Annotated in this window: 22 protein-coding genes, 3 tRNA genes and 1 pseudogene; 9 read left to right on the forward strand and 17 right to left on the reverse strand. The window is 56.3% G+C overall.

Annotated features, from left to right (window positions below; all coding sequences use genetic code 11):
• Positions 1-174: 174 nt before the first annotated feature.
• On the forward strand, positions 175-1,392 hold the full coding sequence (locus tag WG891_RS09080; RefSeq protein WP_337262496.1) for an MFS transporter: 1,218 nt from the start codon (positions 175-177) through the stop codon (positions 1,390-1,392).
• Positions 1,393-1,476: 84 nt separating this feature from the next.
• Here the strand turns inward: WG891_RS09080 and WG891_RS09085 are convergent, their stop codons facing one another.
• Entirely contained in the window at positions 1,477-2,469 is a 993-nt protein-coding gene (locus WG891_RS09085) for an aldo/keto reductase (protein WP_337262497.1), read from the reverse strand.
• 119 nt (positions 2,470-2,588) lie between these two features.
• Here WG891_RS09085 and WG891_RS09090 point away from each other — a divergent pair.
• From WG891_RS09090 to WG891_RS09105, 4 genes and pseudogenes are all read left to right on the forward strand, one after another.
• Positions 2,589-3,540 (forward strand): annotated as a pseudogene (locus tag WG891_RS09090) (LysR family transcriptional regulator).
• A 65-nt stretch (positions 3,541-3,605) separates the two neighbouring features.
• Positions 3,606-3,692 (forward strand) — tRNA-Leu (locus WG891_RS09095).
• Between the two features lie 33 nt (positions 3,693-3,725).
• Positions 3,726-3,812 (forward strand) — tRNA-Leu (locus tag WG891_RS09100).
• A gap of 38 nt (positions 3,813-3,850) precedes the next feature.
• Positions 3,851-3,937, forward strand: a tRNA-Leu gene (locus WG891_RS09105).
• A 77-nt stretch (positions 3,938-4,014) separates the two neighbouring features.
• Here the strand turns inward: WG891_RS09105 and WG891_RS09110 are convergent.
• Positions 4,015-4,299 carry a DUF1435 domain-containing protein gene (locus WG891_RS09110; RefSeq protein ID WP_337262499.1) on the reverse strand — a complete coding sequence of 95 codons (285 nt, stop codon included), beginning with the start codon at positions 4,297-4,299 and terminating at the stop codon, positions 4,015-4,017.
• Positions 4,300-4,560: 261 nt separating this feature from the next.
• On the opposite strand from WG891_RS09110, the gene WG891_RS09115 reads away from it, so the two are divergent.
• Entirely contained in the window at positions 4,561-5,634 is a 1,074-nt protein-coding gene (locus WG891_RS09115) for a GGDEF domain-containing protein (protein ID WP_337262500.1), read from the forward strand.
• 143 nt (positions 5,635-5,777) lie between these two features.
• Positions 5,778-6,920: a D-alanyl-D-alanine-carboxypeptidase/endopeptidase AmpH gene (gene ampH, locus WG891_RS09120; RefSeq protein ID WP_337262501.1), complete on the forward strand. Its 1,143-nt coding sequence runs from the start codon at positions 5,778-5,780 to the stop codon at positions 6,918-6,920.
• A gap of 37 nt (positions 6,921-6,957) precedes the next feature.
• Here ampH and hpaA read toward each other — a convergent pair whose 3' ends face one another.
• The 9 genes from hpaA to WG891_RS09165 all read right to left on the reverse strand — a co-directional run bounded on the left by hpaA (position 6,958) and on the right by WG891_RS09165 (position 15,414).
• Positions 6,958-7,839, reverse strand: coding sequence for a 4-hydroxyphenylacetate catabolism regulatory protein HpaA (hpaA, locus tag WG891_RS09125; RefSeq protein WP_337262502.1), 882 nt, complete (start codon positions 7,837-7,839; stop codon positions 6,958-6,960).
• A gap of 63 nt (positions 7,840-7,902) precedes the next feature.
• Positions 7,903-9,273, reverse strand: coding sequence for a 4-hydroxyphenylacetate permease (hpaX, locus tag WG891_RS09130; protein ID WP_337262503.1), 1,371 nt, complete (start codon positions 9,271-9,273; stop codon positions 7,903-7,905).
• Positions 9,274-9,284: 11 nt separating this feature from the next.
• On the reverse strand, positions 9,285-10,079 hold the full coding sequence (gene hpaI, locus WG891_RS09135) for a 4-hydroxy-2-oxoheptanedioate aldolase (protein WP_337262504.1): 795 nt from the start codon (positions 10,077-10,079) through the stop codon (positions 9,285-9,287).
• Positions 10,080-10,231: 152 nt separating this feature from the next.
• Positions 10,232-11,035, reverse strand: a complete 804-nt coding sequence (hpaH, locus tag WG891_RS09140) for a 2-oxo-hept-4-ene-1,7-dioate hydratase (RefSeq protein WP_337262505.1) — start codon at positions 11,033-11,035, stop codon at positions 10,232-10,234.
• 19 nt (positions 11,036-11,054) lie between these two features.
• Positions 11,055-11,441, reverse strand: a complete 387-nt coding sequence (locus WG891_RS09145) for a 5-carboxymethyl-2-hydroxymuconate Delta-isomerase (RefSeq protein ID WP_076942638.1) — start codon at positions 11,439-11,441, stop codon at positions 11,055-11,057.
• Positions 11,442-11,449: 8 nt separating this feature from the next.
• Complete coding sequence (gene hpaD, locus WG891_RS09150; protein WP_076942639.1) at positions 11,450-12,307, reverse strand: 3,4-dihydroxyphenylacetate 2,3-dioxygenase; 858 nt, start codon at positions 12,305-12,307, stop codon at positions 11,450-11,452.
• Between the two features lie 256 nt (positions 12,308-12,563).
• Entirely contained in the window at positions 12,564-14,018 is a 1,455-nt protein-coding gene (gene hpaE / locus WG891_RS09155; RefSeq protein ID WP_337262506.1) for a 5-carboxymethyl-2-hydroxymuconate semialdehyde dehydrogenase, read from the reverse strand.
• Positions 14,015-14,779: a fumarylacetoacetate hydrolase family protein gene (locus WG891_RS09160; protein WP_337262507.1), complete on the reverse strand. Its 765-nt coding sequence runs from the start codon at positions 14,777-14,779 to the stop codon at positions 14,015-14,017. Before WG891_RS09160 ends, hpaE begins: the two co-directional genes overlap by 4 nt.
• A 2-nt stretch (positions 14,780-14,781) precedes the next feature.
• A complete protein-coding gene (locus WG891_RS09165) occupies positions 14,782-15,414 on the reverse strand; it encodes a fumarylacetoacetate hydrolase family protein (RefSeq protein WP_337262508.1) in 633 nt (210 codons plus the stop codon).
• A gap of 299 nt (positions 15,415-15,713) precedes the next feature.
• Here WG891_RS09165 and hpaR point away from each other — a divergent pair, with 299 nt between their 5' ends.
• On the forward strand, positions 15,714-16,163 hold the full coding sequence (gene hpaR, locus WG891_RS09170) for a homoprotocatechuate degradation operon regulator HpaR (protein ID WP_337262509.1): 450 nt from the start codon (positions 15,714-15,716) through the stop codon (positions 16,161-16,163).
• Between the two features lie 28 nt (positions 16,164-16,191).
• On the opposite strand, the gene WG891_RS09175 is transcribed toward hpaR, so the two are convergent.
• The 6 genes from WG891_RS09175 to WG891_RS09200 all read right to left on the reverse strand — a co-directional run bounded on the left by WG891_RS09175 (position 16,192) and on the right by WG891_RS09200 (position 22,816).
• Positions 16,192-16,983 carry a MoaF C-terminal domain-containing protein gene (locus WG891_RS09175; RefSeq protein WP_337262510.1) on the reverse strand — a complete coding sequence of 264 codons (792 nt, stop codon included), beginning with the start codon at positions 16,981-16,983 and terminating at the stop codon, positions 16,192-16,194.
• 10 nt (positions 16,984-16,993) lie between these two features.
• Positions 16,994-17,776: an SDR family NAD(P)-dependent oxidoreductase gene (locus tag WG891_RS09180; RefSeq protein ID WP_337262511.1), complete on the reverse strand. Its 783-nt coding sequence runs from the start codon at positions 17,774-17,776 to the stop codon at positions 16,994-16,996.
• Positions 17,769-18,356, reverse strand: coding sequence for a DUF3156 family protein (locus tag WG891_RS09185; RefSeq protein ID WP_337262512.1), 588 nt, complete (start codon positions 18,354-18,356; stop codon positions 17,769-17,771). Before WG891_RS09185 ends, WG891_RS09180 begins: the two co-directional genes overlap by 8 nt.
• Positions 18,331-19,824: an APC family permease gene (locus tag WG891_RS09190; protein ID WP_076942647.1), complete on the reverse strand. Its 1,494-nt coding sequence runs from the start codon at positions 19,822-19,824 to the stop codon at positions 18,331-18,333. Before WG891_RS09190 ends, WG891_RS09185 begins: the two co-directional genes overlap by 26 nt.
• 125 nt (positions 19,825-19,949) lie before the next feature.
• Positions 19,950-21,128, reverse strand: a complete 1,179-nt coding sequence (locus WG891_RS09195; RefSeq protein ID WP_337262513.1) for an anaerobic sulfatase maturase — start codon at positions 21,126-21,128, stop codon at positions 19,950-19,952.
• Positions 21,125-22,816 carry an arylsulfatase gene (locus WG891_RS09200; RefSeq protein WP_337262514.1) on the reverse strand — a complete coding sequence of 564 codons (1,692 nt, stop codon included), beginning with the start codon at positions 22,814-22,816 and terminating at the stop codon, positions 21,125-21,127. Before WG891_RS09200 ends, WG891_RS09195 begins: the two co-directional genes overlap by 4 nt.
• Before the next feature lie 469 nt (positions 22,817-23,285).
• Between WG891_RS09200 and WG891_RS09205 the strand changes: the two genes are divergently transcribed.
• On the forward strand, positions 23,286-23,945 hold the full coding sequence (locus tag WG891_RS09205) for a helix-turn-helix transcriptional regulator (protein WP_337262515.1): 660 nt from the start codon (positions 23,286-23,288) through the stop codon (positions 23,943-23,945).
• The last annotated feature ends 41 nt before the right edge of the window (positions 23,946-23,986 follow it).

Consider the following 23,986-nt stretch of genomic DNA (forward strand, 5'->3'; position numbering starts at 1 on the left):
ATTTAAATAATGTTAGCCATGTTAAATCACATAACATCAACATTGTTCCCTTATTGATAATTGTACCCAGAATAATTCGAGTTGCTTGTTAGCGGCCAGTACGAGCGGACGCAGTCAACACCCAAGCCACTTGAAGTATGAAGGTTATAAACCTGAAAAACTTTGGAGTATTATATGGTGATTGGTGCAGGAAAAAGTCGTCTCTGGGATTATACTCCCTTGTTGTTCATCTTACCCCTAACCGGCCTTGCCGAATTAGCCTCGTTATATTCTATTCAGGCACTGTTACCCAAACTGAGTGAAGTTTATAATATCCCGCTGAATCAGGTCGGGTTGCTGTTGTCTGCCGAGGTGGGATTTTTGGCCTTAGCCATGCTATTTAGCGGTAGCCTGTCAGACAGGTTTGGCCGGAAAAAAGTCATTTTTTATTCCCTGCTGACCGGTGGGTTCCTAACACTGGCGTGTGCAACCACCCATTCATGGCATACGCTGATACTATATCGCGCCCTATTGGGGATTGCCGTGAGCGGCATTACCGCCGCCGTCACGGTTTATATTACCGAAGAGGTCTCCCCGACCATGGCTGGTATTATCACTGGCTATTTTATTTTTGGTAACTCATTGGGGAGCATGTCAGGGCGCGTATTCGCGACCTTGATGATGGATCGCGTTTCCATTGAAACTATTTTTCTGATTTTTGGTGGCGTACTGATCCTGATGGCATTGGTGGTTCTGGCCTTGCTGCCAGCCTCAAAACACTTTACCCCAGCACCTTCACTCAATCTCAGCCGCGTATTAAAAGGGGGGATGGCTCATTTCAGCAATATTAAAATCTCCCTGTGTTTTCTCATTGGCTTCATTATCTTCGGCTCCTTCACATCGGTATTCAATTTTCTGGCCTTTTACCTGCATGCAGCGCCCTACTATCTCCCTTATACTTTTATCGGATTGATCCCCATCAGCTTCTCACTCACTTTTTTTGCCGCCCCCTATGCCGCAAAAAGCACCCTGCGTTTTGGCGCTATGAATACGCTGAGTTGCTTGTTGTTAACCATGGTTGGCGGGGCGTTAATCACCATTATTGCCCCTACCTTGCCTATATTTATTCTTGGCATCGTCTGCCTTTCCGTTGCCTTTTTCTCGGCACATTCAACCCTCCTCGCCTGGGTCAGTTCACAGGCGCCACATGCCAAAGGGCAGGCAACGTCATTTTACCTGCTGTGCTACTACGCTGGCGGAGCCGTCATTGGTTATCTGAACGGCTATTTGTTTGCCAACATGGGTTGGCATGCCGTTGCCTCTGCGATCGTAAGTCTGCTGCTGGTCGGGGTCGCACTGAGCCGCTGGTTACACGCCTCAGAAACAAGAGTAATGCTGAACTCCTTGACCTAGCGCTAAGCCTGTTGTGTGTTGCTAATGCTCGCCAGGCATTAGCAACAACAAACGACAGCAATCTCTTTTTGCCCTTTCCACTGTTTAGCCGTTAATAAACTCCATCCCCACCTGCGTATAACGCGCGCCAGCCACGCCTGCCAGTGGGAATACCACCTCGATCGCCGCCAGTTCCTGCGCGCTCAGCGTTATCTCTGCCGCCGCAGCGTTCTCTTCCAGATAGCGCCTGCGCTTGGTGCCTGGGATCGGCACAATATGTTCCCCTTGTGCCATCACCCACGCCAGTGCCAACTGTGAAGGGGCAACTCCCTTGTGCCGCGCCAATTCACTGACTTTTTCCACCAGAGCGAGGTTGCGGGCGAAGTTTTCGCCCTGGAAACGCGGATTACCACGGCGGAAATCGTCCTCAGCCAGATCTTCCGGGCGCTGGATCGCCCCGGTCAGAAAACCGCGCCCCAGCGGGCTGTAAGCGACAAAACCGATGCCCAACCGTTCGCAGGCCGCAAGCTGCCCTTGCTCCGCATCCCGCGTCCACAGCGAATATTCGGTCTGTAGTGCGGTAATCGGATGCACTTTGTGCGCCCGCTCCAGTGTGGCAACCGAGGCTTCGCTTAAACCGATATAGCGGATTTTGCCCTCTGTAATCAGATCCGCCATGGTGCCCACCACCTCTTCGATCGGCACCTGCGGATCAACGCGGTGCTGATAATAAAGATCGATGGTTTCCACCCCCAAGCGTTGCAGGCTGCCTTCGACCGAGCGGCGGATATATGCCGGTTTGCTGTTCACACCACGGGCGTTGGGATCGGCCGGATCGCGCACAATGCCGAACTTAGTCGCCAGAAATACGCTATCGCGCTTGCCTTTGAGCGCTTTGCCAAGCAGTTGCTCATTGGTATGCGGGCCGTACATATCGGCGGTATCCAGCAGCGTGATGCCCAGTTCCAATGCCCGGTGCAGCGTGGCGATCGCCTCTTTTTCATCGCTGGCGGTGGAGTAAAAGTCGCTCATTCCCATGCAGCCTAAACCCAGAGCCGAAACGACGGGGCCGTTAGAACCTAATTGACGTTGTTGCATTGTGCTGTCCTCAGTGAGCGGTCTATGTCGCAACAAAGTCTGGTTGTTTACGCAGTAAAGATAAATAATGAAGATTGCACATCACTGTTCATAATTGACTAACAATGGCGGGCGGAAAGATGGATCAAATTCAGGCCATGCGTATCTTTACCCGGATCGTCGAGCTGGGCAGCTTCAGCCGCGCGGCTGAGCGCCTGCAGTTGCCGCGTGCCACAGTGAGTAATGCGTTAAAGTGGCTGGAGCAGCGGCTCGGCGTGCGCCTGCTGCTGCGCACCACCCGCCAGGTACATATCACTGCCGAAGGTACGCTGTACTATCAACACTGCCTGCAACTGCTGGATGCGCTGGAAGAGGCGGATACGTTATTCCACCAGCATAAGCAGCAACCGGCGGGTAAAGTGCGTATCGATATGCCGCATTCGCTGGCGCGGGAGATTGTCATCCCGGCGCTGGCGGATTTTTACCAGCGGTACCCGGAGATTGAGTTGGCGCTGGGTGCCAACGACACCCATGTGGATCTGCTGCGTGAAGGCGTGGACTGCGTGCTGCGCGCCTGGGAAACCGAAGACGATACCCTGGTTGCGCGGCTGATAGCCCAGATGCCGCAGCTGACCTGCGCGTCGCCTGCTTATCTGCACACCTTCGGCACGCCGCAGTCGATCGACGATCTGCAACACCATCAGGCCGTGGGTTATTTCTCGCTGGTCAATAACCGTAACTATCCATTGGAATTCTGCCGTAACGGCAAGCTCGAATTACGTGAATTACCCAGTAAGCTGAGCGTTAGCGGAGCCGATGCTTATACCAGCGCCTGCCGCGCCGGGATAGGATTGATTCAGGCCTCCCGCTACTCGGTGGCCTCTTGGTTAAAGACGGGTGAAATGGTGGAGGTCTTGGCAGATACACCGCCGCCGCCGATGCCGATCTACATCATGTATCCCCCAGGCCGTTTCCTCGCGCCACGCGTCAGGGTATTGATTGATTGGCTGATTACTCTGTTTGATGGTTATCATCAACGCTGATGAGGCGTTTTTTCCAGCAAACGCCCTCAAACCAGGAAATAACTATTGACGTACCCGCCAAAATCTCTAGAATTCGCCTCCGTGGTAACGTTACTCCGGTAATGTTTCTGGTATGCGAAGGTGGCGGAATTGGTAGACGCGCTAGCTTCAGGTGTTAGTGTCCTTACGGACGTGAGGGTTCAAGTCCCTCTCTTCGCACCAACAACCACATGATTTATATTACACAGCATCAATGCGAAGGTGGCGGAATTGGTAGACGCGCTAGCTTCAGGTGTTAGTGTTCTTACGGACGTGAGGGTTCAAGTCCCTCTCTTCGCACCACGCTGGTGATATAAATCAAAAGCAACAACATCGACTGTGCGAAGGTGGCGGAATTGGTAGACGCGCTAGCTTCAGGTGTTAGTGTCCTTACGGACGTGAGGGTTCAAGTCCCTCTCTTCGCACCAATTGATGAATACTCTCCCGTTTCTCCTCATATTCGATCCTTTGAAAGTCCAATACGCTCATGCGTGATTTTGTCGTTTCAACCAAAGCTGAAATGCAGGCTGATAGCGGCGACTCCACCAGCCAGTGCCATAAACGACGGCAGCAGCAGATAATGGCGCAGTTGGCTGTTAAACAGCATCACCAGCGTCGCCAGCATGGCAATGACGATCAGGGTTCGCAGTTGCATCATGTTGAGGTCAGTCAGCGCGATTAACGGCATCAGGGCGCAGGGTAACAATATGCCCCAGGCGCTGGCTAACCGCTTGCCTAAGCACCCACTGACGATCCACAACCCACATGCGGTGATCATCGCAGCAATCATGATAACCTCAGTCTTAAATGATAATGATAACCAATATCATATAACACTTTTTTTCCCTGCGCATCATTTTCACTCACCCGCTGGAACACAGATGACAGCCTGGCGAAAAAATGATAATTTGACTTAAGAAAATTCCTATCAATATTAGTGTATTAATAATACTTAACTAAAACCATTCATCGCAGGTGCTTAATTCACGCACCAGGAATTTTTCACAACCTTATTTTTCCGGCAGAACAATTGGGCAAAGAGTGATCCTGTATGAGCGCGCGTTCTTATCTGGAGCTGCAAAACAGCAAGCACCGTTTATCGTTATTGCTTTTCTTATCAATGAATGCCGCCTCCGCTCTCTTTAGCTTATTGGTGCCCTTTCAGGTGGCTCCGGCATTCACCTTGCCCTTGATCGGCATTCCTCTGTTCTGCCTGGCGGCAATGGGCTATGCGTTGCGCTCACCGCAGAAACACATCAGAAAGCTAAATCTGTTTGCTACGATCCTCGGGCTCCTGTGGGCAGCACATATTTACGCCAAACATCAATACGGCCCCAACGATAATCACAGCTTTTTGTTAATCAGCCTGTTCAGCATTTTCTTTATCAGCGCAATCTCCCTGACGGACAACGTGATGGCCTTCTGCCTGAACGCCGTGCCTTCAGCGCTGACCATTCTGTGGCTGGACGATATGCAGAATACTCTGCGCATCCTGTTCACCATGCTGCTGCCGATCGTGGCCTTTTCGCTTCACCACCTGATGCTGAAACGCAGCGAAATCTTCACCCAGGATCTGGTTACCCGTCTGTATCACGAGCGCGATAAATTCAGCGATCTGAGCATGTTGGATCCGTTAACCGGCCTGTATAACCGCCGTGGTCTGGAAAATAAGCTCAACCAGTTACTCGCCCCCACCACGGGCAACCATTTCGTGCTGCTGCTCGATGTCGATCATTTCAAAGCCTACAACGATCGCTACGGCCATACCATGGGCGATCAGGCGCTGCTTCAGGTGGCCACCGCCATTCGCGATACGGTGCGTTCACGGGATATTGTCGTGCGTTACGGCGGTGAGGAGTTTCTGGTGCTGCTGATCAACGTCAGTGAAGAGTACGCGGCCTCTCTGGCAGAAAACGTGCGTCAATGCGTGCAGGAACTGCGCATTCCCCATCACCGCGATCCGCAGGAGATCACTAAGGTAACGCTGAGCGCCGGTATTGCCATGTTGGACGAGCTGGACGTTGACGTCGCCATCTGTGCCGCCGACAGCGCGCTATATCGGGCAAAAAGCCATGGCCGTAACAATATTCAACAGGCCAGCAGCCCGCATGTCGCTTCGTCTTGATGGCCAGCACGGCGTTGCGGCCCGCCATAGCGGTAAAAATTTCTCTGCCGCCACGTTTTACACATGTCATTCAGGCAATCGCGCATTACACTAAGAAGCGACTTTTGCCGTTCCCTGCAGCATTTTAAAATGGAAAACGACCGTTGAAGACCTCACTCTCCGCTTTATTGCTGGCGCTGGGCCTGTGTGCCACGCCGCTGGTCAGCCAGGCCGCCGCAACTCAACTGACGTCACAGATTGTCGATCAATATGCCGAACATATCTTCTTCAACAGCGGTGCGACCGGCATGGCGCTGGTGGTCATCGATAATAATCAGGTGGTCAACCGCAGCTTTGGTGATACCAAACCGGGTAACGATCAGCGCCCACGGCCAGACTCCCTGATCCGCATTGCGTCTATCACCAAGCTGATGACCAGTGAAGTGATGGTCAAGATGGCAGCCGAAGGTAAGGTAAAGCTCACCGATCCGCTGCGAAAATACGCCCCGAAAGGGGCTTATGTGCCGTCTTACAATGCACGTCAGCCGATTACGCTGTTGAACTTGGCCACGCACACCAGTGCCCTGCCGCGTGAGCAACCCGGCAAAAAACCGCCAAAAACCCCGGTATTCACCTGGCCAACCAAAACCCAGCGCTGGCAATGGCTGGCGCACGCCAGCATCACCGTGCCGCCGGGTGTACGCGCCGCTTACTCGAATCTGGCCTACGATCTGCTGGCTGATGCGCTGTCACGCGCCGCGGGCAAGCCCTACAACGCTCTGCTGCGCGAAAAGATCACCGCTCCGCTCGGCATGGTGGATACCACGCTGACGCCCAGCGCCGAGCAGTGTTCACGCCTGATGGTGGCCGCCAGCGGGCCAAGCGCCTGCCGCGATACCACCGCAGCCGCAGGCAGCGGTGGGGTCTATTCCACCCCGCGCGATATGCAGCGCTGGATGCAGCAGTTCCTGTCCTCTAACGTCACCGGGGCGCGCAAACCAACGGCGATGAGCGAGCAGACCATGTATTTCCAGCGTAAGGATCTGGCTTCGCTGAAGGGGATGGATGTCCCTGGCCAAGCTGATGCACTGGGGCTAGGTTGGGTGTACATGGCCCCGAAAGATGGCCTGCCGGGTATCATTCAGAAAACCGGCGGCGGCGGTGGCTTTATTACCTATATGGCGATGGTGCCGCAGAAAAATATCGGCGTCTTCGTGGTGGTAACCCGCTCAGAATTGACCAAATTCACCAATATGAGCGATCCGGTTAACCGGCTGGTGGGGGATTTGGTGGCCAATAAAGGCTAATGGTGAGAGTACAGGGCGGGGTTATGCGCCCTGTACTTTATCGGGCGCGATAGGCTGAGGGCGAGCACCCTGCCAGCCGGTTGAAGAAGCGGGCAAAATAGGCCGGATCTTTGAAGCCCAGATTATAAGCGGTCTCATGCACCGTAAAGGCGCTGAACAGCAGCATACGTTTGGCCTCGCGCAGCATCCGGTCAAAAATCAGCCGTTTAGGTGGCCGATTGGCAAAGCGGCGGCACAAATCATTGAGGCGTGATTCCGTCACCCCCAGCGCCTGGGCATATTCCGGCACCGGCAGATGATCGCGGAAATGCTCATCCACCATCTGATTAAAGCGCTGGAACAGCTTCAGTTCGCTGCGCATCCCGCTGGCCGCCTTGTCTTCCAACGAGGTATTACGCAGCAGTAACGTAAATACCGCCTGCGCCAGTAATACCAGCGTCTGTTCACGGCCCATCATCTTCTGGCTGAACTCACGGCGGATCAGCGCCCAATAATGGCTGAGCGCCGCCAGCTCCTGCGGCGCATCGGCCAATGAGAGGCAGATACCCGGCATATCCAGCGTCAGGCTGCTGCCGGGGTATAACCGCTCCAGCACCGGCCAGATCAGCTCCTGGCGCACCGTCAGCACATGGCCATCGCTGTCCGGCTCGGTGAAAAAGGCATGCGGCACCGAAGGCGGCGTCAGGATAAACAGAGGCGCCTGCACCGAATAGTGCTGATCGTCGAGCTGCAGCTCGATCTTGCCGGTTTCCAGAAAGTGCACCTGAAAAAAGCTTTCATGCCAATGCACCTGCATATCACGGCCGAAAAACGCCGCCAGCCCCGCGAAGGTTTCGTAATGCACTTCATCGGCGGCGTAATGCGCGTCATACTCTTTGCAAATATCGATATTGACGATAAAGCCGGTATTTTTCTGCACGCTGTCCTCCGGTGATGAGAAAAACGGGGGGTTCAACGCCTGCTGCCCCCCTGATGGTTTAATTTAAGGCGTGGCACGCGGCCGCGAATCTTTCATCGGGATACGCCATACCAGCACGGCACCGATAATCAGCAACGCCGAAACAAAATACAGCCCGGAGTTGAAACTGCCGGTGACGTCCTTGAACCAGCCGATCAGCAGCGGGCTGACCGCCGAACCGATATTACCGGTGGCGTTGATCACCGCAATCCCTACCGCTCGCGCCTCAAAGCTGATCGACTGATCCGGCGTGGTCCAGAAGATCGCCATCGCCGTAAAGGAGCCGACGGATGCCATTACAATCCCCAGTAGCTGGATCATGCTGTGGTTGGTGGCCGAAGCCAGCAACCAGCCCGCAGCGGCAAACAGATAGGGCAAGGCGGTATGATATTTACGTTCCTGCAGGCGATCCGAACGCTTACTCCACCAAATCATACCGGCGATGGTACAGATCTGCGGGATCGCTGCCAGAATGCCGATCACAATATTGCTACTGCTCTGGTTAAAGCTTTGCAGGATCTGCGGCGTCCAGATGTTGATGGCGCTCAGGGTGTTGGTCAGGCAGAAATAGGCCAGCGTATACATCAGCACAATCGGCGTCAGCACTTCACGCCACAGGCTGCGCTGCTGCAAGGCGCGGTGGCTGTTCGGCCCTTCCGGCTGCACCAGTTGCAGTTTATCCGCCTCCATCATCGCCTTCAGGCTGCTTTTCTCTTCGTCGGTCAGCCATTTGGCTTTGGCTGGCGTGTCGTCGAGATAGAACCACACCACCACGCCCAGGATCACCGAAGGAATACCTTCCAGCAGGAACAGCCATTGCCAGCCTTTCAGGTTCATCATGCCGTCCATCGCCAGAATGTAGCCGGACACCAGCGAACCCAACGCCATGGTCACCGGCATGGCAATCATAAACAACGCGTTGGCACGGGCACGGTAGAACGCCGGGAACCAGTAGGTGAGATACACCAGGATCCCTGGCAGGAAGCCCGCCTCGGTAATACCGACGATCATCCGCAGGATATACAGGCTGGTTGGCCCGGTGGCGAACATGGTGCAGGTGGAAGCGATGCCCCACAGCACCATGATGGTGGCGATCCAGCGCCGTGCCCCCACCCTGCTCAACATGATGTTGCTGGGGATGCCGAAAATCACGTAGGTGACATAAAACAGCGTTGCCGCCAGGCCGAACATGGTGGAGCTAAGACCGAGGTCTTGTTTCATGGTCAAACCGGCAAACCCGATGTTGATGCGGTCAAGAAACGAGAAAACAAACAACACAAATAAGAAAATAATCAGGCGCCGAAATAACTTTTTAATCACCGACTGCTCGGTGGCGGTTAACGCTTTATGTTGCTGCGCCGGGTTGAACGGCTTCAGCGAATCGACGTTGCTCATAGTGACTCCGATTAGTAGACGCCCGGGGATTGCTCTGCCGGTTTGCCACGCTTGAATTGGCTTGCCAAGGATTCAGCCGCCCGCGCCAGCAGAGTGGTATCCACCCCAACGGCAACGAACAGCGCGCCGGACTCCAGATAATGCTGCGCCAGCTCCCTCTGTGCCGTCAGGATGCCGGGAGCCTTGCCGGCGGCGCTGATGCGTGCGATAGCATCATCAATAGTGCGCTGCACTTCCGGGTGCTGCGGATTACCCGCAAAGCCCATATCGGCACTGAGATCCGCCGGGCCGATAAACACCCCGTCCACGCCTTCCACCTGCAAAATGGCATCCAGATTGCTCACCGCTTCACGGGTTTCGATCTGCACCAACACGCACATTTGGCTGTCGGCCTGTTGCAGATAGTTGGGTATCCGGTTCCAGCGCGATGCCCGAGCCAGCGCACTGCCCACGCCACGGATGCCGTGTGGCGGATAGCGGGTGGCGCGCACCGCGGCCTGCGCCTGTTCAGCGTTCTGGATCATTGGGATCAGCAAGGTTTGTGCCCCCACGTCCAGCAGTTGTTTGATCAGCACCGCATCGTTCCAGGCCGGGCGCACCACCGGATGACTGGGATAAGGTGCCACCGCCTGCAGTTGGCTAAGCACCGTCTGCACGTTGTTTGGCGCGTGTTCACCGTCGATCAGCAGCCAGTCGAACCCGGCTCCGGCCAGCAGTTCAGCGCTGTAGCTGCTGCATAGCCCTAGCCACAGGCCGATCTGCGGGCGTTTTTCCTGCAGGGCCTGTTTAAATTGGTTAGTTAGCATTGTGTTCTCCATTAGGTATTTCCCCCTCACCCCAACCCTCTCCCTCAGGGAGAGGGAGCAATCGGTGCTCTTGATTAGCCTTTGCACCACCGCCCCAACGAACTCGATCCGTCCCCTCTCCCTCGGGGAGAGGGTCAGGGTGAGGGGAGCGATCAGACAAACCGGCAGCTGATGCAGCCCATTGGGCCGTAATCCGCATGGAAAGTGTCGCCACGGCGCGCGGGCACCGGCCGGGTGAAAGAGCCCCCGAGAATGATCTGCCCGGCCTGCAGTTCCACGTCGTGCGGAAACAGCTTATTCGCCAGCCACGCCACGCCGTTGGCCGGGTGATTCAGCACCGCCGCCGCCACGCCAGACTCTTCAATCACCCCGTTGCGATACAGCAACGCACTGATCCAGCGCAGATCCAGCGCGTCCGGCTTGATCGGCCGCCCGCCCATCACCACGCCGGCATTGGCGGCATTGTCAGAGATGGTGTCGAACACCTTGCGGGGCCGCTGGGTTTGTGGATCAACGTTGTGACTGCGCGCATCGATAATCTCCAGCGCCGGGATCACATAGTCGGTGGCGTTATACACATCAAACAGCGTGCAGTTCGGCCCGCGCAGCGGTTTCGCCAGCACGAACGCCAGTTCCACTTCCACGCGCGGCACAATGAAGCGATCGAAAGGAATGTCGCTGCCGTCGTTGAAGAACATGTCGTCCAGCAGCGCACCGTAGTCCGGTTCGGTGATCTGCGAACTCATCTGCATGGCGCGCGACGTCAGGCCGATCTTGTGGCCTTTCAACGTGCGCCCTTCGGCGATTTTCAGCTCAACCCATTGGCGCTGGATGGCATAGGCATCTTCGATGGTGATCTCCGGGTGATCCAGCGACAGCGCACGGATCTGCTCCCGATTCTTTTCCGCCTGATGCAGGCGCTGCACGGCTCGGCTCAGTACGTCTTTATCCAGCATGGATGGCCCTTCCTCTTCTTCAGTTTTTACTAAACAGCGCGTGGACGTTGTTCTGCTTGTAATTCAGCACCGGATCCAGCTCTTCCAAGGTGAAAGAGAGCGCCAGATAACGCTTGGCCATCAGCGCGGCGAAGTGATCCTTGATCAGGATGAACAGCATTTCTGCCACCTGTTGGCGGCTTTCCAGGCTGCGGCCATGGCCGATCTTCAGCGTCATATGCACAAAGGCATAGTTCTGCTTGCCGTCAGCCATCTGCCAGGTATCCAGCCAGATGGCGCGGCTGCGGATGCCCGCCAGCGGGAAAATGCCGGTTTCTGCCAGCGCGTGATGCACCTTGGCAAACAGCGCGGGCAAATCCGCCTCCCGGCGGATGTTGTCAGTACATTCAGCATAAAAATGGGGCATCAGGCACCTCAGGCTTCAGCAGGGAGTGGGAACACGGCATTCACCTGCCCGGTACCGGAGCTGGCAAACAGCGGGGTGACAAACTCCACCTCGCCTGCGTACTTATCCCAGCCCAACAGGCCGAGCAGCATCACAGTGTCGTGCATGTTGCCTTCGCCATAGCAGTAGTTGGCGTACTCCGGCAGCATTTCGCAGAACTCGCTGAAGCGCCCGGCTTTCCACAGCTGCACCACGCGTTCGTCCATCTGCTGATCGAACTGGCGGGTGTAGCTGTTCATGCCTTGTTCGGCGCGCTGATCGTCGATAAAGCGGTGTGACAGCGAGCCGCTGGCCAGCACCGCCACGGTGCCGTCGTATTTCTCGATCGCGGTTTTGATCGCTTCCCCCATGCGGCGGCTGTCGGCAAAGTCATGCACGGTGCAGAAGGCAGAAATGGACACCACCTTGAAGTGCCGATCGCTGTTCATGTAACGCATCGGCACCAGCGTGCCGTATTCCAGCTCCAGGCTTGGGATCTCGTGCGCCTTGGCGCGCACCCCGAGCTTGCAGGCTTCTTCGGCGATCAGGTGGCCCAGCTCCGGGTTACCGTCGTACTCATAATCCATATCGCGAATGAAGTGCGGCAGTTCGTTGCTGGTATAGACCCCTTTAAAGTGCGAGGTGCAGTTGATGTGGTAGGCGCTGTTCACCAGCCAGTGGGTGTCGAACACGATAATGGTGTCAACGCCCAGCTCACGGCAGCGCGCGCCGATCTCTTTATGGCCGGCGATCGCCGCCTGGCGGCAACCGTGGTGCTTGCCCGGCAGCTCAGACAGATACATGGAAGGAACGTGTGTGATCTTTGCGGCTAATGCTAACTTACCCATATCGATATCCTCACTTGAAAACTTATCGGGTTTTCATAGTCAAAGCCCACACGGAACCGTAGAAAGTAGGGGTATTGGGGCCGGTCAGGCTAATGCTGGTCAGTTAAGCGCAAAGCTGCATAATAATGCATCAATGGCTCAAGGCATCGCCCCCTCTCCCTGTGGGAGAGGGAACTGGTTAGCCTTAACTGATGAGAATTAGCCGGTCAGGCCCTCATTTATCGGTATCCGGTTCCGCCTGTGGGGGAAATGTCTGTTACACCCCCCAGCGTGGGATCGGGTGATCCCCCATGGAGATACAGACGTTTTTCATTTCGGCAAACACTTCGAAGCTGTACTCGCCCCCTTCGCGGCCGGTGCCGGAGGCTTTCACCCCGCCAAACGGCTGACGCAGATCGCGGACGTTCTGGGTGTTGACGAACACCATACCGGCCTCAATATTGCGGGCCAGACGCAGCACCTTGCTCACATCCTGCGTCCAGATGTACGACGCCAGGCCGTACTCCACGTCGTTGGCCATACGCAGGCCGTCTTCTTCTGATTTGAACGGCAGCAGGCAGGCCACCGGCCCGAAAATCTCCTCCTGCGCAACGCGCATACGGTTGTCGACATCGGCCAGCACCGTCGGGCGCAGGAAGTTGCCGTGGCTCAGGCCCGCCGGTTTGTCCGGGCCGCCCGCCAGCAGGGTTGCCCCCTCTTCGATGCCCAGGCGGATATAGCCAGACACTTTCTCCCAGTGCTGCGGGCTGATCAGCGCCCCCACCAGGGTGTTTGGATCCTGCGGATCGCCCACGCGCAGGCGGTTGGCACGCTCGGCAAAGCGTTTGACGAATTCCGGGTAGATGCTTTCCTGAATAAAGATGCGTGAACCGGCGGTGCAGCGTTCGCCGTTGATTGAGAAGATGGTGAATAGCGCGGCGTCCAACGCGCGCTCAATATCGGCATCTTCAAAAATCAGCACCGGCGATTTACCCCCCAGCTCCATCGAGAATTTCTTCAGCCCGGCGTTTTCAATAATGCGGCGACCGGTAGCCGTACCGCCGGTGAACGACACCGCGCGCACGTCTTTATGACGCACCAGCGCATCTCCTGCGCTAGCACCGTAGCCCTGCACCACGTTCAGCACCCCGGCCGGAATACCGGCTTCCAGCGCCAGTTCGCCCAGACGATCGGCGGTCAGCGGCGACAGCTCGGACATTTTCAGCACTGCGGTGTTGCCCAACGCCAGGCAAGGCGCGGTCTTCCAGGTAGCGGTCATGAACGGCACGTTCCATGGCGACACCAGCGCACACACCCCTACCGGCTGGATCAGCGTGTAGTTGAGCATCTTGTCGTCCACCGGGTAGGTGCGGCCGTTCATCTGCTGACAGATTTCGGCAAAGAACTCAAAGTTGTGTGAAGCACGCGGGATCAGCACGTTTTTGGTCTGGTGGATCGGCAAACCGGTGTCGGCGGTTTCCATCTCGGCAATCTGCGGCACGTTTTGGTCGATCAGTTCCCCCAGGCGGCGCATCAGGCGCGCGCGCTCTTTCATCGGCGTATTGGCCCACTTCGGGAAAGCCTCTTTGGCCGCCGCCACCGCCTGATCGATCTCCAACTGGCCGCCAGAGGCCACTTCCGCCAGCACTTCACCGTTAGCCGGGTTGGTGGTGGTGAAATACTCTTTACTGGCGACGTTTTTACCGTTGATCCAATGGTTGATGGTTTTCATCGCAGGCTCTCCTCGTACTCTTTTTCACTGATAATGTGGTTGACCAAGCGGCCAATGCCTTCGATCTCCACCACCACTTCGTCGCCGGGTTGCACATCGGCCAAGCCTTTTGGTGTGCCGGTGGCGATCATGTCGCCCGGCTGCAGCGTCATAAATTCGCTCAGGTAAGCGATCAGGAATGGGATGTCGAAGATCATATCGGCGGTGGTGCCGCGCTGGCGCAATTCGCCGTTGACGTAGGTGCTGAGCACCAGGTTGTGCGGATCGTTAACATCGTCACGATCAACAATGTAGGGGCCGATCGGCGTCAGGGTATCGCGGCTTTTCACCCGCAGATTGGGCCGATAGTAGTTTTCCAGATAATCGCGGATCGCGTAGTCGTTACACAGGGTGTAGCCGGCCACGTACTCCAGCGCCTGTTCGCGGCTGACGTTGCGCGCGGTTTTACCGATCACCGCCACCAGTTCGGCTTCGTAATGCATATAGTCGACGCCCGCCGGGCGCACCGATACCTGGCGGTGGCCGGTCAGGGTGTTGGGCCCTTTCAGGAATATCAGGGGTTCCTCTGGCGCTTTAAATTCCAGCTCACTGGCGTGGTCGGCATAGTTCAGGCCGAGGGCAAACACTGTACCTTCCGCAGGCGGTAGCCACTCGACGTCGTATTCATCTAGCTTGCTGCCGTCCGGCAGCGTCACCTGCAACTGCTCATCAACGGTGACGTTAACAATCTGGCCATGATGGCGGATACGAGCATGTTTCATGATTATTCTCCTACCTGCATCACGCGGTTAGTCAGGGCTGGTAAAGGTGAACCTACGGCACGCACCGTCACCCGATCGCCTGGTTTGATTTCCACCCGCTGGTGCGGCGTGCCAATCAGCACCGCATCGCCCGGCTGCAGGGTAATGAAATCACTGATGGCGGCGATCAGTTCCGGCACCGAGCGCACCAGATCGGCAGTTGACCAGCGATCCTGCTCGACCCCGTTGATTTCGGTAACGATCTCCAGGCGATCCACATTGTTCAACGGCACCACCTCACCGAGCGGGCAAAAACCGTCGCGGCATTTGGCTTTGATCGCCGGGCGGTAAAAGCTGGTTTCCGGCAGGCTGACGTCGTTCGCCAGCGCATAACCGGCAACATAATCAGCCACCTTCGCCACCGGCACCTTACGCGCGGTGGTACCGATCACCACCGCCAAGGTCGCCCCACTCTGCACGGTTTCACCGGCCGGAAACGGAATGCTGCCGCCGTTGATGAGATGAGTGTTGCGAGGTTTGATAAACCACACCGGCGTTTTCGGCGGGGTTTGATACGGTGCCGCGCGAAATGCCTGATCCCAGGCATCAAGCTGGCTGCGGTGATTCAGTGCAACGGAAAATACGGTGCCTTTCATAGAGACTCCTTCGGTGGCAAAACAGCACAATCATTATTCATTAATATATTAACGATTAGTTTTATACGCTGTTCAGCTTTTACGCAACGCGGTTAATTTAATTTGTGATCGCGATAACAAAATATTCACAAAGCAAAAACATTGCTGCTATTATTCAATTCGTTAACCTTTTTCAGCACCTTTCTTCACCGCCGCCGGTACTTTTGCTTTCTTCGGCGTAAGAAAATTAGCTACTATTAAGTTATTAACAAAACTATCTCCTTCAACAGCAGAACGTATTGAAAGTAAAGGCCATACACATGCATGAATCGCTGACCATCGCCCTGTTGCAGGCGCGTGAAACCGCCATGGGGTTCTTCCGCCCGATCCTGAAAAGCCATAACCTGACGGAGCAGCAGTGGCGTATCATTCGCGTATTGGCCAAGAGCCGTTCGATTGAATTTCACGAATTAGCCGCGGCAACCTGCATTCTGCGCCCTAGCCTGACCGGCATTCTGTCGCGCATGGAGCGGGATAAACTGATCTTCCGTCTCAAACCGGTTAACGATCAGCGCAAACTGTATGTCTCACTGACCCAGCAAGGCCAGGAGCTGTATGAGTTGGCGCGTCATCAGGTAGAACAGGGTTATCAGGAGATCGAAGCGGCGTTTTCACGCCAGAAGATGAAGCAATTGATGGGATTGCTGGATGAGTTGATCAAGCTCGGCGATCAACAGCCAGACAATCTGGCCGTTGATGCCAACGAGTAAGCCGACGTAGAACCGGTAACCTATTCTCTCAGGCCTGCGGGTAGCGAGTTATATTCAGGATCTGCGCATGAGCCCCCACGGCAAAGTTGCTCAAGGCGTTGAAATCGCTGCCCTGATAGCCGAGGATCTTGCCGTCGGTGCGCATCCCTTGCAGATCGATCATCACCACGCCGAGCGTCGGCACAATCTTCTCACGCCAGACGAACAGGTAGAGCTTTTCCGCCACCTTCACATAGTGGCAGCGATCGACGTCCGCCAGCCCCTGCTCCACACCATCCAGGCACTGCCAGGCGTAGAAATTGTCATTCAGATAGATATGCTCGTAACGCTCGGTTGGGCTGTAGGTGTACAGATTACGCATGCCGATCAGTTCGTCGGTCAACTGTGGCAACGGCACTGCGCTATGATCCAGACGGCCAAAGCGCAGTTGTACATTCACCGCCGTCAGCGGCAACCCCTGCTCGACCCGGCTAAAAGCATCCAACCGCGCCTGGGGTTCATCCGGCAATTGGCCGTATACCGCAGTAAAGTTGCCCTGCTGGCGATCGCACACCAGCGTAATACTGCCGTTAGCGCACTGCGGATCGAGAAAATCGATAAACAGGATCCCCGGGCGGATGCTGGTGGCGCGGTAATCGACACGCAGTGCCCCCCAGCACAAGGTGTGATCGTCATTGAAACGGCAGTTCACCGTTTCCCCTGCGGCAAAACAGAAAGCCAGCTCAAGCCCCGCCAAATCCTGTTGCTCCAGCGTATGGCTATGCGGGGCGAAACCTTCTGCCAGCGCGCCAACCTGAATAAATACCGCTTCTGAACTCATCTGCTGCTCCTTACAAAGAGGTGAAAGCCAGGGTCGGAACATCGACAATCGTCGAACCACCATCCGCCACCAGCGTGGCGCCGGTAATAATCGATGCCTGCGGCGAGCAGAGAAAACAGCACACCTGCGCGATCTCTTCGGCGCTGGCCGGGCGGCGCAGCGGCACATCACGGCAAACCCACTGATAAGCCTGTTCCAAGGTTAAATTGTGCGCCACCATCAGCGGCTGCATCTCTTCATCGGCCATCGGCGTGGTCACCCAACCGGGGCATACCGCGTTGGCACGCACACCCTGCGGGCCATAATCGCGGGCGATGGAGCGCATCAGGCCGATCAGCGCATGCTTGGCGGTCACGTAGCCGCACACCTCCGGCCCGGCGGCCAATGAGGCGATCGAGGCGACAAACAGCAGGTTGCCACCGCGGTTCACCAATTCCGGCAGGCAGGCGCGCGCGCTGGCAAAGGCGCTGTTAAGATTGCTGTCCAGCGCCTGCTGCCACTGGCCGTCACTCACTTCAGTGATGCGCCCCAGCCCCATGCCTCCGGCGCAGCCGATCAGGCAATCGATCCGTCCGGCCTGGGCTAAAATCGCCGGTAAGATCGCCTTCTGCCAGCTTTCACCACTGGCGGCATCGCCAACCACGGCCTGCGCACCTATCTCATCCGCCAGCGCGTTCAGCGGCTCACGGCGGCGGCCAACGATAAATACCCGGTCGCCCTGCTGCGCCAACAGCCGCGCGCAGGCGGCGCCAATGCCGGTGCCACCCCCGGTGATCACCACCACTCTACTCATCGCATTTCTCCATCAGTTGGCCGATCATCAGGAAACTGCTCAACAGCAAACGCCGCTGCTCGGCCTCCAGCCGCAGATAACGTCGGCTGGCGGGGAGGCGGCTCACCACTTCGGAAGCGGCAAAATGCTCAATATCCAACTGCCAGCCACCGTCTTGCACGCTGAGCGTGGCGCGGCGGAAGTCGAGTTTCTCCAAGGTGGCCTCGATTTGTGGGTATTGCCGCAGCATGGCCAGCAGCCGCTGGGCGCTGCCATGTTTGGCTTTGGTGCGATAAATCACGCCGCTGCGGCGCAGCCAGCCGCCGGTAATTACCTTCAGCACCAGCGGTTCAGCAAGCGTGGTCAGGCCCTGCAAGCGAAAACGGTGGGTGACAATATGCGCCAAAAACAGCGATTGCACCTGCTCGCAGACGTCGATCACCGGCCCCTGCGGCAGCGTGAGCCGCAGTTGGCTGGCCGCCAGCCGCTCACAGGCGTATGGCCGCAGGTTATTGCTCAGGCGATCCAGCGTTCTCCCCGGCTGATAGCCGGGAGGATCGCGCCGCCAGAAACGGTTAAGAGAGGGAAGTAAGCCGATCAAACTCCACCTCCTCGTTTTCCGCTTTGGCAAAAGCGCTCTCCAGCACCTCTTCAACCGGTACCGGTTTGAACGGATTGACCTTCTGCACAAATAACGTCCAGAACAACGCGTAGGCGGAAGTCAGGCCGATCATGATGCCAAACGGAATATAGACATCGCGCGGGTTCATCCCCGGCGGCGTGATGTAGAAGATCGCCAGCACAATGCCGATGCTGGAGACGATCTGCGGCAGCGGGAACCACGGCGACTTATAGGCGCGCGGCAGATCCGGGCGGCGGATGCGCAGGATCACCACCGAGCAGGTGACCAGCAAGTAGGCCACGCCCCAGGCGCACACCGCCGCCAGCACCATCGGCATAATACGATCCAGATTGCCCTGGATGGCAAAGGCATGCACGCAGGGGATCAGCACCGCGGCGGCAATCGCCACCACCGGCGTTTTAAAACGTGGGTGCAGGTAGGCAAACATGCGTGGCATCGCGCCGTCCAGCACCATGCCGTAGATAATGCGCGGCACCGCCGCCATCAGGGTGTTGATGGTGGCCGCCCCGGCCAGCAGCAGCCCGACGCCCAACCAATATTTGCCGAAATTCCCCATCACCTGGCCAGCAAACGCCGGGATAGCCATCGGCGTATCCAGCAGATGAACGCCATTGGCGGCATCCACCACCACGTTTTCCACCTGATGACTGAGCGCTGCGCCGTACAGCGCCATGCACAGCGCCACGCCACACAGCCCCAACGACATGGCACGCGGGATGACGCGGTGGGAACGTTTGATCTCCGGCGCCATCGGCGTCACCAGTTCGCAGCCGACAAACATAAACATCGCCATGCCCACCAGGCTGAATACCGCCACCGGATCGCCAACGTTTAGCGTGCTGCCAAACCAGCCCTCCAGCGGCACCGCGTGGGGTAGCAGTAAGCCGCTGATCGAGAAGATCATCAGCGTGGTCCACATGCAGAACGTCAGCACCACTTCTGCCTTGCCGAAGGCTTCGATACCCAGCGCGTTCAGCAAACCAAAGATGATCACCAGGCCAACGCCGACCATCCATGAGCTGTTGTGGCTTTCCATCAGGGTATTGAGATGCTCAAAATTCACCAGCGCCATGATGCCGGAAAGGATGGTTTCAGCGGTGCCAGCAAAGATATGCACGATCAGGTAGGCAGACAGGGTGCCGGTAATGGCAAAAAACCGCCCCATGCCGCAGGAGATATAGTCATACACCGAGCCGGTGGTTGGCAGGATCGCCGCTGCTTCAGAGAAGGTGGTGAGCTGCGCTTGCATCATGATAAAGGCGATCAGCATCGCCAACGCGAAGGTGTCGCCACCGATGCCAAAACCGCTGGTCACGGTCAGGATCACCGGGCTGGCCATTATCACCCCAACCGAACTGGCTAACGTGGTGGGGAACCCGACCTTGCCCCGTTCAAGCTGGGCATGGAGCCGTGATGACAGGTTCATGGTTACTTCCTCTTTATAGTTTTTGACCCGGTGTTGCTAGCTGGTGTTGTGGCTGCGCATGAGCAGCGATCTCACTATAGAAAGGAAAGGAAAAGGCTGACTATCGTCCTTAAGGACGATAGGGATTAACTTGTGGGTAATATCACGCTGTTACGCCAGGCCACGGCCCCCTGAGCACTGCGAGGGAAGCTACGCAGCGGCGCTAATACCTCTGAAAAGAAGGCGTAGTACCCGGCGCACAGGCGGTTGTAACGATCCTGGCCAATATGGGCCGGGCAGCCGCCCTGGCAGACGCTTTTTACGCTGCAACTCTGGCATTCGCGGCGCAGGCTTTTGGTTTTACCAAAATCCATCTGGGTGGCGGCGTCGACATACTCGGCGAACTGGCTTGCGTGATCAAAGCGGCCCAAATGATGATTGGCGTCGATCAAATGATCGCAGGCGTATACGCTGCCATCCGGTTCCATCACCAGGTTGCCGCCACAGCGCTCGGCATGGACACAATTGGGGCTGACGTGGGTAAAATATTGCGCATAGGCATGTTCGATATTCATGATAAAAACCTGGCCAATGTGGCGCTGGCTGCGCCAACGGCGGTAGATCGCCACCATAAAGCGCCCCCAGTTGGCGGAACTCAGGCCATAGCCCGCTGCCGGGGCATCCCCTTCCAGCATCAGTGGCTGAAATTGCAGGTAACGCACGCCCAGCGCGACAAGGTGGTCATACATCGCCTGTGCCCGATCCGCCACGCCATCGTGCACCACCACCAGAAGATTGAATTCAATCTGGTGCTGCTGCAATAGAGCGATACCGCGCAGCGCGGCATCGTAACTGCTATTGCCGCGTTTGTCGGGCCGGTGCGCATCCTGAATCTGGCGATCGCCGTCCAGGCTGACGCCAATGATAAACTGATGCTGCTTGAACAGGCGACACCAGGCCGCATTCAGCAGCGTGCCGTTGGTTTGCAGGCTGTTGCTGATCCGTACGCCCGGCGGCGCATACTTTTGCTGGAGCGCCAGCGCTTGCTTGTAAAAGCCGATCCCCGCCAGCAGCGGTTCACCGCCTTGCCAGACAAAGTTAATCTCGCGGCTGTAGCGCGGCTGGCTGGCGATATATTGCCGGATAAAGCGTTCCAGCAAAGCCTCATCCATCTTCTGCGCTTGATCGAGCTGCGGGTAATAACAGTAGTGACAGGCCAGATTACAACCCGCACCGATCGGTTTGATCAGCATATGAAACGGCACGCTGGCGCGCGGCACGGTATTCACCGGGATCTGCTGCGCGCGCAGCCGGGCAATATTCACTCTGCCGCCTGCGGTTCAACACCAATATAGCGGTGAGTTTGTGGATCAACCCCAAGGTAATCAACCTTCTTGCCTTTAGCCTCAATCACCATGCCTTTATCCGCATAGCGTTGGTATTCGGCACTCAGCCGTTTTACCCGCTCGGGCTGGCTGGCGGCCAGATCCTGGGTTTCCAGCGGATCGTCCTGCAAATTGAATAACCCCCAAGGTGCCATTTGCGCCTGCGGCCCACCGGCCACCAGCCGCCGCAGTTTCCAGATGCCATCCACATACGCTGCCTGATTGTGCAGTTCAATGCCGTAGGTGGAGCGCGGAGCTGTGGCAACATCACCGCTGAAATAGCGTTTAAAACTGACCCCCACCATCGGGATTACTGGCTTGGTTTTCAGGGCTTTGCTGGCATCAATACCGGTAAACTCATACAGCGTTGGCGCAATGTCATACACCGCCATCGGCGTTTTATCGATGCCGCCACGCTGTTTCAACTGCGGTGCCGAGATAATCAAATCGGTGTTGATGCCCCCTTGCCCACTGGTGGTCTTATGAAAATTGGCATAAGGCGCGTTACTGACGTTCGCCCAGTGCGGCCCATAAGAGATAAATGAGCCTTTCCGGCCAAGATTGGCGTAGCTGTTATCAAACTGCTGCCAGAACTCCGGCTTGGAGCCGTAGTAAAAGCCGCTGGCGGGGTTGGCACCGTTGTCGGTGGCAAACAGGATAATGGTATTTTTATCGCGCCCGGTCTGCTGGAGGGTTTTCATCACGCCACCGATCTGATCGTCCATATAGGCGATCATCGCCGCATACACCTGCATGGTTTTGGCAGCATATTTCTGCTGCTCTGGCGTCATCGCCTGCCACTCTTTCTCTAACGTCAGGTGCGGTAACGGCGTGCGATCAGAGATAATCCCCAACGCCTTCAACCGGTCGATACGCTGCTGATAAACTTGCTGAAAACCGGCGTCGTACTTGCCGTCGAATTTAGCGATCCAGTCATCCGGAGCTTGTAGCGGATCGTGCGGCGCGGTAAACGCCAAATACGCAAATACCGGTCGATCTTTTGGCGTTTCGCGGATCCATTGCCCCAGTTGAGTGGCATAGGCTTTACTGGAGTAAAAATCCTGCGGCAGGGAAACCCGCTTGCCGTTCAGGGTGTAGAAAGTATGGAAAGACTCCACCGTCCCCAGTGGTACCGCGTCGTCAAAATGGCTGGTGCCACCGCCCATAAAGGCAAACGCACGCTCAAAACCGCGATCGGTCGGCCCAGCGCCGTCGGTGTAACCCAGGTGCCATTTACCGGCCATCATGGTGGCATAACCTGCCTCTTTAAAACGTTCCGGCATGGTCGTCACCCTATCAGTCAGGCGCATTTCATAGCCGGGATGGGCTATTGTGCTTTCATACCACCACATCCCGCCCATGCCTGCCTGTTGATTGGTGTTGCCGGTCATCAGCATTGAACGCGCCGGCGCGGACATCGGCGAAGTATAATACTGGCTCATCCGCACGCCCTGTTCGGCCAGCGCTTGCAGGTTGGGCGTTGGGATCTCGCCGCCAAACGGGGTGATATCGGAGTACCCCATATCATCGGCAATGATGATCAACACGTTAGGCCGTTCACCATCTGCCGCCTGTACCCACCCTGATAACGCGCCACTGAGTGCTACCGCCACCGCCTTTTTCTTCATTACCCGTTCCTTGTGTTGTCGACCCCGCTCATGCCAGCGCTATTTTCATCTTATCTTTTCCAATAGCCGGTCGTTATTCTGATTTCTGCTGGCTTATTACCGTTCAAGTGCAGTGTAGAGAGCAACGGAAAAGCCGGGCTATCGTTCTTAAGAACGAGGCCCGCCCATACGCGGTGTTGTTTGTAGCACGCCGCTACGCCAAATATGCCAGAGATAGAAATCGCAGAAACCGTTGTAAATTCAGCGGGAAACTGCCACATCACTTTTATTAATGTATTAATGAAACCGGTATTAATCAAAGGTAAAAAGCCTACCAATCCGACACCGAGATATTGTTATTAATGTATTTTATTGCAATAACGCTCACGTTGTTAATATGTTCTCATTGTGTTAATTATTTGCTACAACTATGCTTTCAGCGTTCATATATTGCACAAGCGGCAGATCAAGAAAGGGAGGAAAATGAATCATGCAAACCACATCATCCCCCGTGCGTAACGACGCTTTTATCTCAAGCTGTCTGAATACCATTGCGCATCTGATCCCGGTTTCTGCGGCGGTATTCTATCTGGTGGATCCGGATCTGCAGCCCGATCATTACATCCTGCACGGCATTTCCGATCACACCCACCAGCAATATCTGAATCATTTTCAACAGTTGGATCCGCATAGACCCGCCAATTTCCACCAGCAGGAGATCACCATGGTGGGCATGAACCCGGCAGCCTTCGCCAATAACAGTCACTACTATCACGACTTTATGTTGCCGAACCGGATGCGCGATATGACCGAGATCTTTATCCGCCAGCGCAAGCGGATCATCGCCGGGGTTTCGCTGATCCGCGATACGCCGTTCACCGAGCCCGAACGCAGCCGGCTGCGGGCGATCATGCCCTTGATCGAACTGGCCACGCGCGATCTGCTGCCCGACGCAGAAACACCGCTGCTCACCGCCAAAGAGCAGGAGATCGTCAATATGGTGCGCGAAGGGGCGAGCAATAAACGCATTGCCTTGAAGCTGGGGATTTCGCTGTCGACGGTGAAAACGCATATGCGCAATATCTTTGCCAAAACGGCGGTGGCTAACCGCACTGAGCTGGTTTCCAGCGGCTTTATCGCTCACGGCTGATCGTTTTACCAAAAATACCACAACGCAAGATCTGCCAAATC

The organism is Serratia sp. MMO-28, from assembly GCF_037199905.1.
Lineage (GTDB): Bacteria > Pseudomonadota > Gammaproteobacteria > Enterobacterales > Enterobacteriaceae > Chania > Chania oryzae.

Excerpts from the sequence above, each read along its gene's own strand:
- hpaX (WP_337262503.1), bottom strand. The coding sequence starts at position 9,273 with ATGAGCAACGTCGATTCGCTGAAGCCGTTCAACCCGGCGCAGCAACAT.
- hpaE (WP_337262506.1), bottom strand. The coding sequence starts at position 14,018 with ATGAAAACCATCAACCATTGGATCAACGGTAAAAACGTCGCCAGTAAA.
- hpaH (WP_337262505.1), bottom strand. The coding sequence starts at position 11,035 with ATGCTGGATAAAGACGTACTGAGCCGAGCCGTGCAGCGCCTGCATCAG.
- WG891_RS09165 (WP_337262508.1), bottom strand. The coding sequence starts at position 15,414 with ATGAAAGGCACCGTATTTTCCGTTGCACTGAATCACCGCAGCCAGCTT.
- WG891_RS09160 (WP_337262507.1), bottom strand. The coding sequence starts at position 14,779 with ATGAAACATGCTCGTATCCGCCATCATGGCCAGATTGTTAACGTCACC.
- WG891_RS09180 (WP_337262511.1), bottom strand. The coding sequence starts at position 17,776 with ATGAGTAGAGTGGTGGTGATCACCGGGGGTGGCACCGGCATTGGCGCC.
- WG891_RS09145 (WP_076942638.1), bottom strand. The coding sequence starts at position 11,441 with ATGCCCCATTTTTATGCTGAATGTACTGACAACATCCGCCGGGAGGCG.
- WG891_RS09205 (WP_337262515.1), top strand. The coding sequence starts at position 23,286 with ATGCAAACCACATCATCCCCCGTGCGTAACGACGCTTTTATCTCAAGC.
- hpaD (WP_076942639.1), bottom strand. The coding sequence starts at position 12,307 with ATGGGTAAGTTAGCATTAGCCGCAAAGATCACACACGTTCCTTCCATG.
- WG891_RS09200 (WP_337262514.1), bottom strand. The coding sequence starts at position 22,816 with ATGAAGAAAAAGGCGGTGGCGGTAGCACTCAGTGGCGCGTTATCAGGG.
- WG891_RS09115 (WP_337262500.1), top strand. The coding sequence starts at position 4,561 with ATGAGCGCGCGTTCTTATCTGGAGCTGCAAAACAGCAAGCACCGTTTA.
- WG891_RS09085 (WP_337262497.1), bottom strand. The coding sequence starts at position 2,469 with ATGCAACAACGTCAATTAGGTTCTAACGGCCCCGTCGTTTCGGCTCTG.
- WG891_RS09110 (WP_337262499.1), bottom strand. The coding sequence starts at position 4,299 with ATGATTGCTGCGATGATCACCGCATGTGGGTTGTGGATCGTCAGTGGG.
- hpaR (WP_337262509.1), top strand. The coding sequence starts at position 15,714 with ATGCATGAATCGCTGACCATCGCCCTGTTGCAGGCGCGTGAAACCGCC.
- hpaI (WP_337262504.1), bottom strand. The coding sequence starts at position 10,079 with ATGCTAACTAACCAATTTAAACAGGCCCTGCAGGAAAAACGCCCGCAG.
- WG891_RS09175 (WP_337262510.1), bottom strand. The coding sequence starts at position 16,983 with ATGAGTTCAGAAGCGGTATTTATTCAGGTTGGCGCGCTGGCAGAAGGT.
- WG891_RS09190 (WP_076942647.1), bottom strand. The coding sequence starts at position 19,824 with ATGAACCTGTCATCACGGCTCCATGCCCAGCTTGAACGGGGCAAGGTC.
- WG891_RS09080 (WP_337262496.1), top strand. The coding sequence starts at position 175 with ATGGTGATTGGTGCAGGAAAAAGTCGTCTCTGGGATTATACTCCCTTG.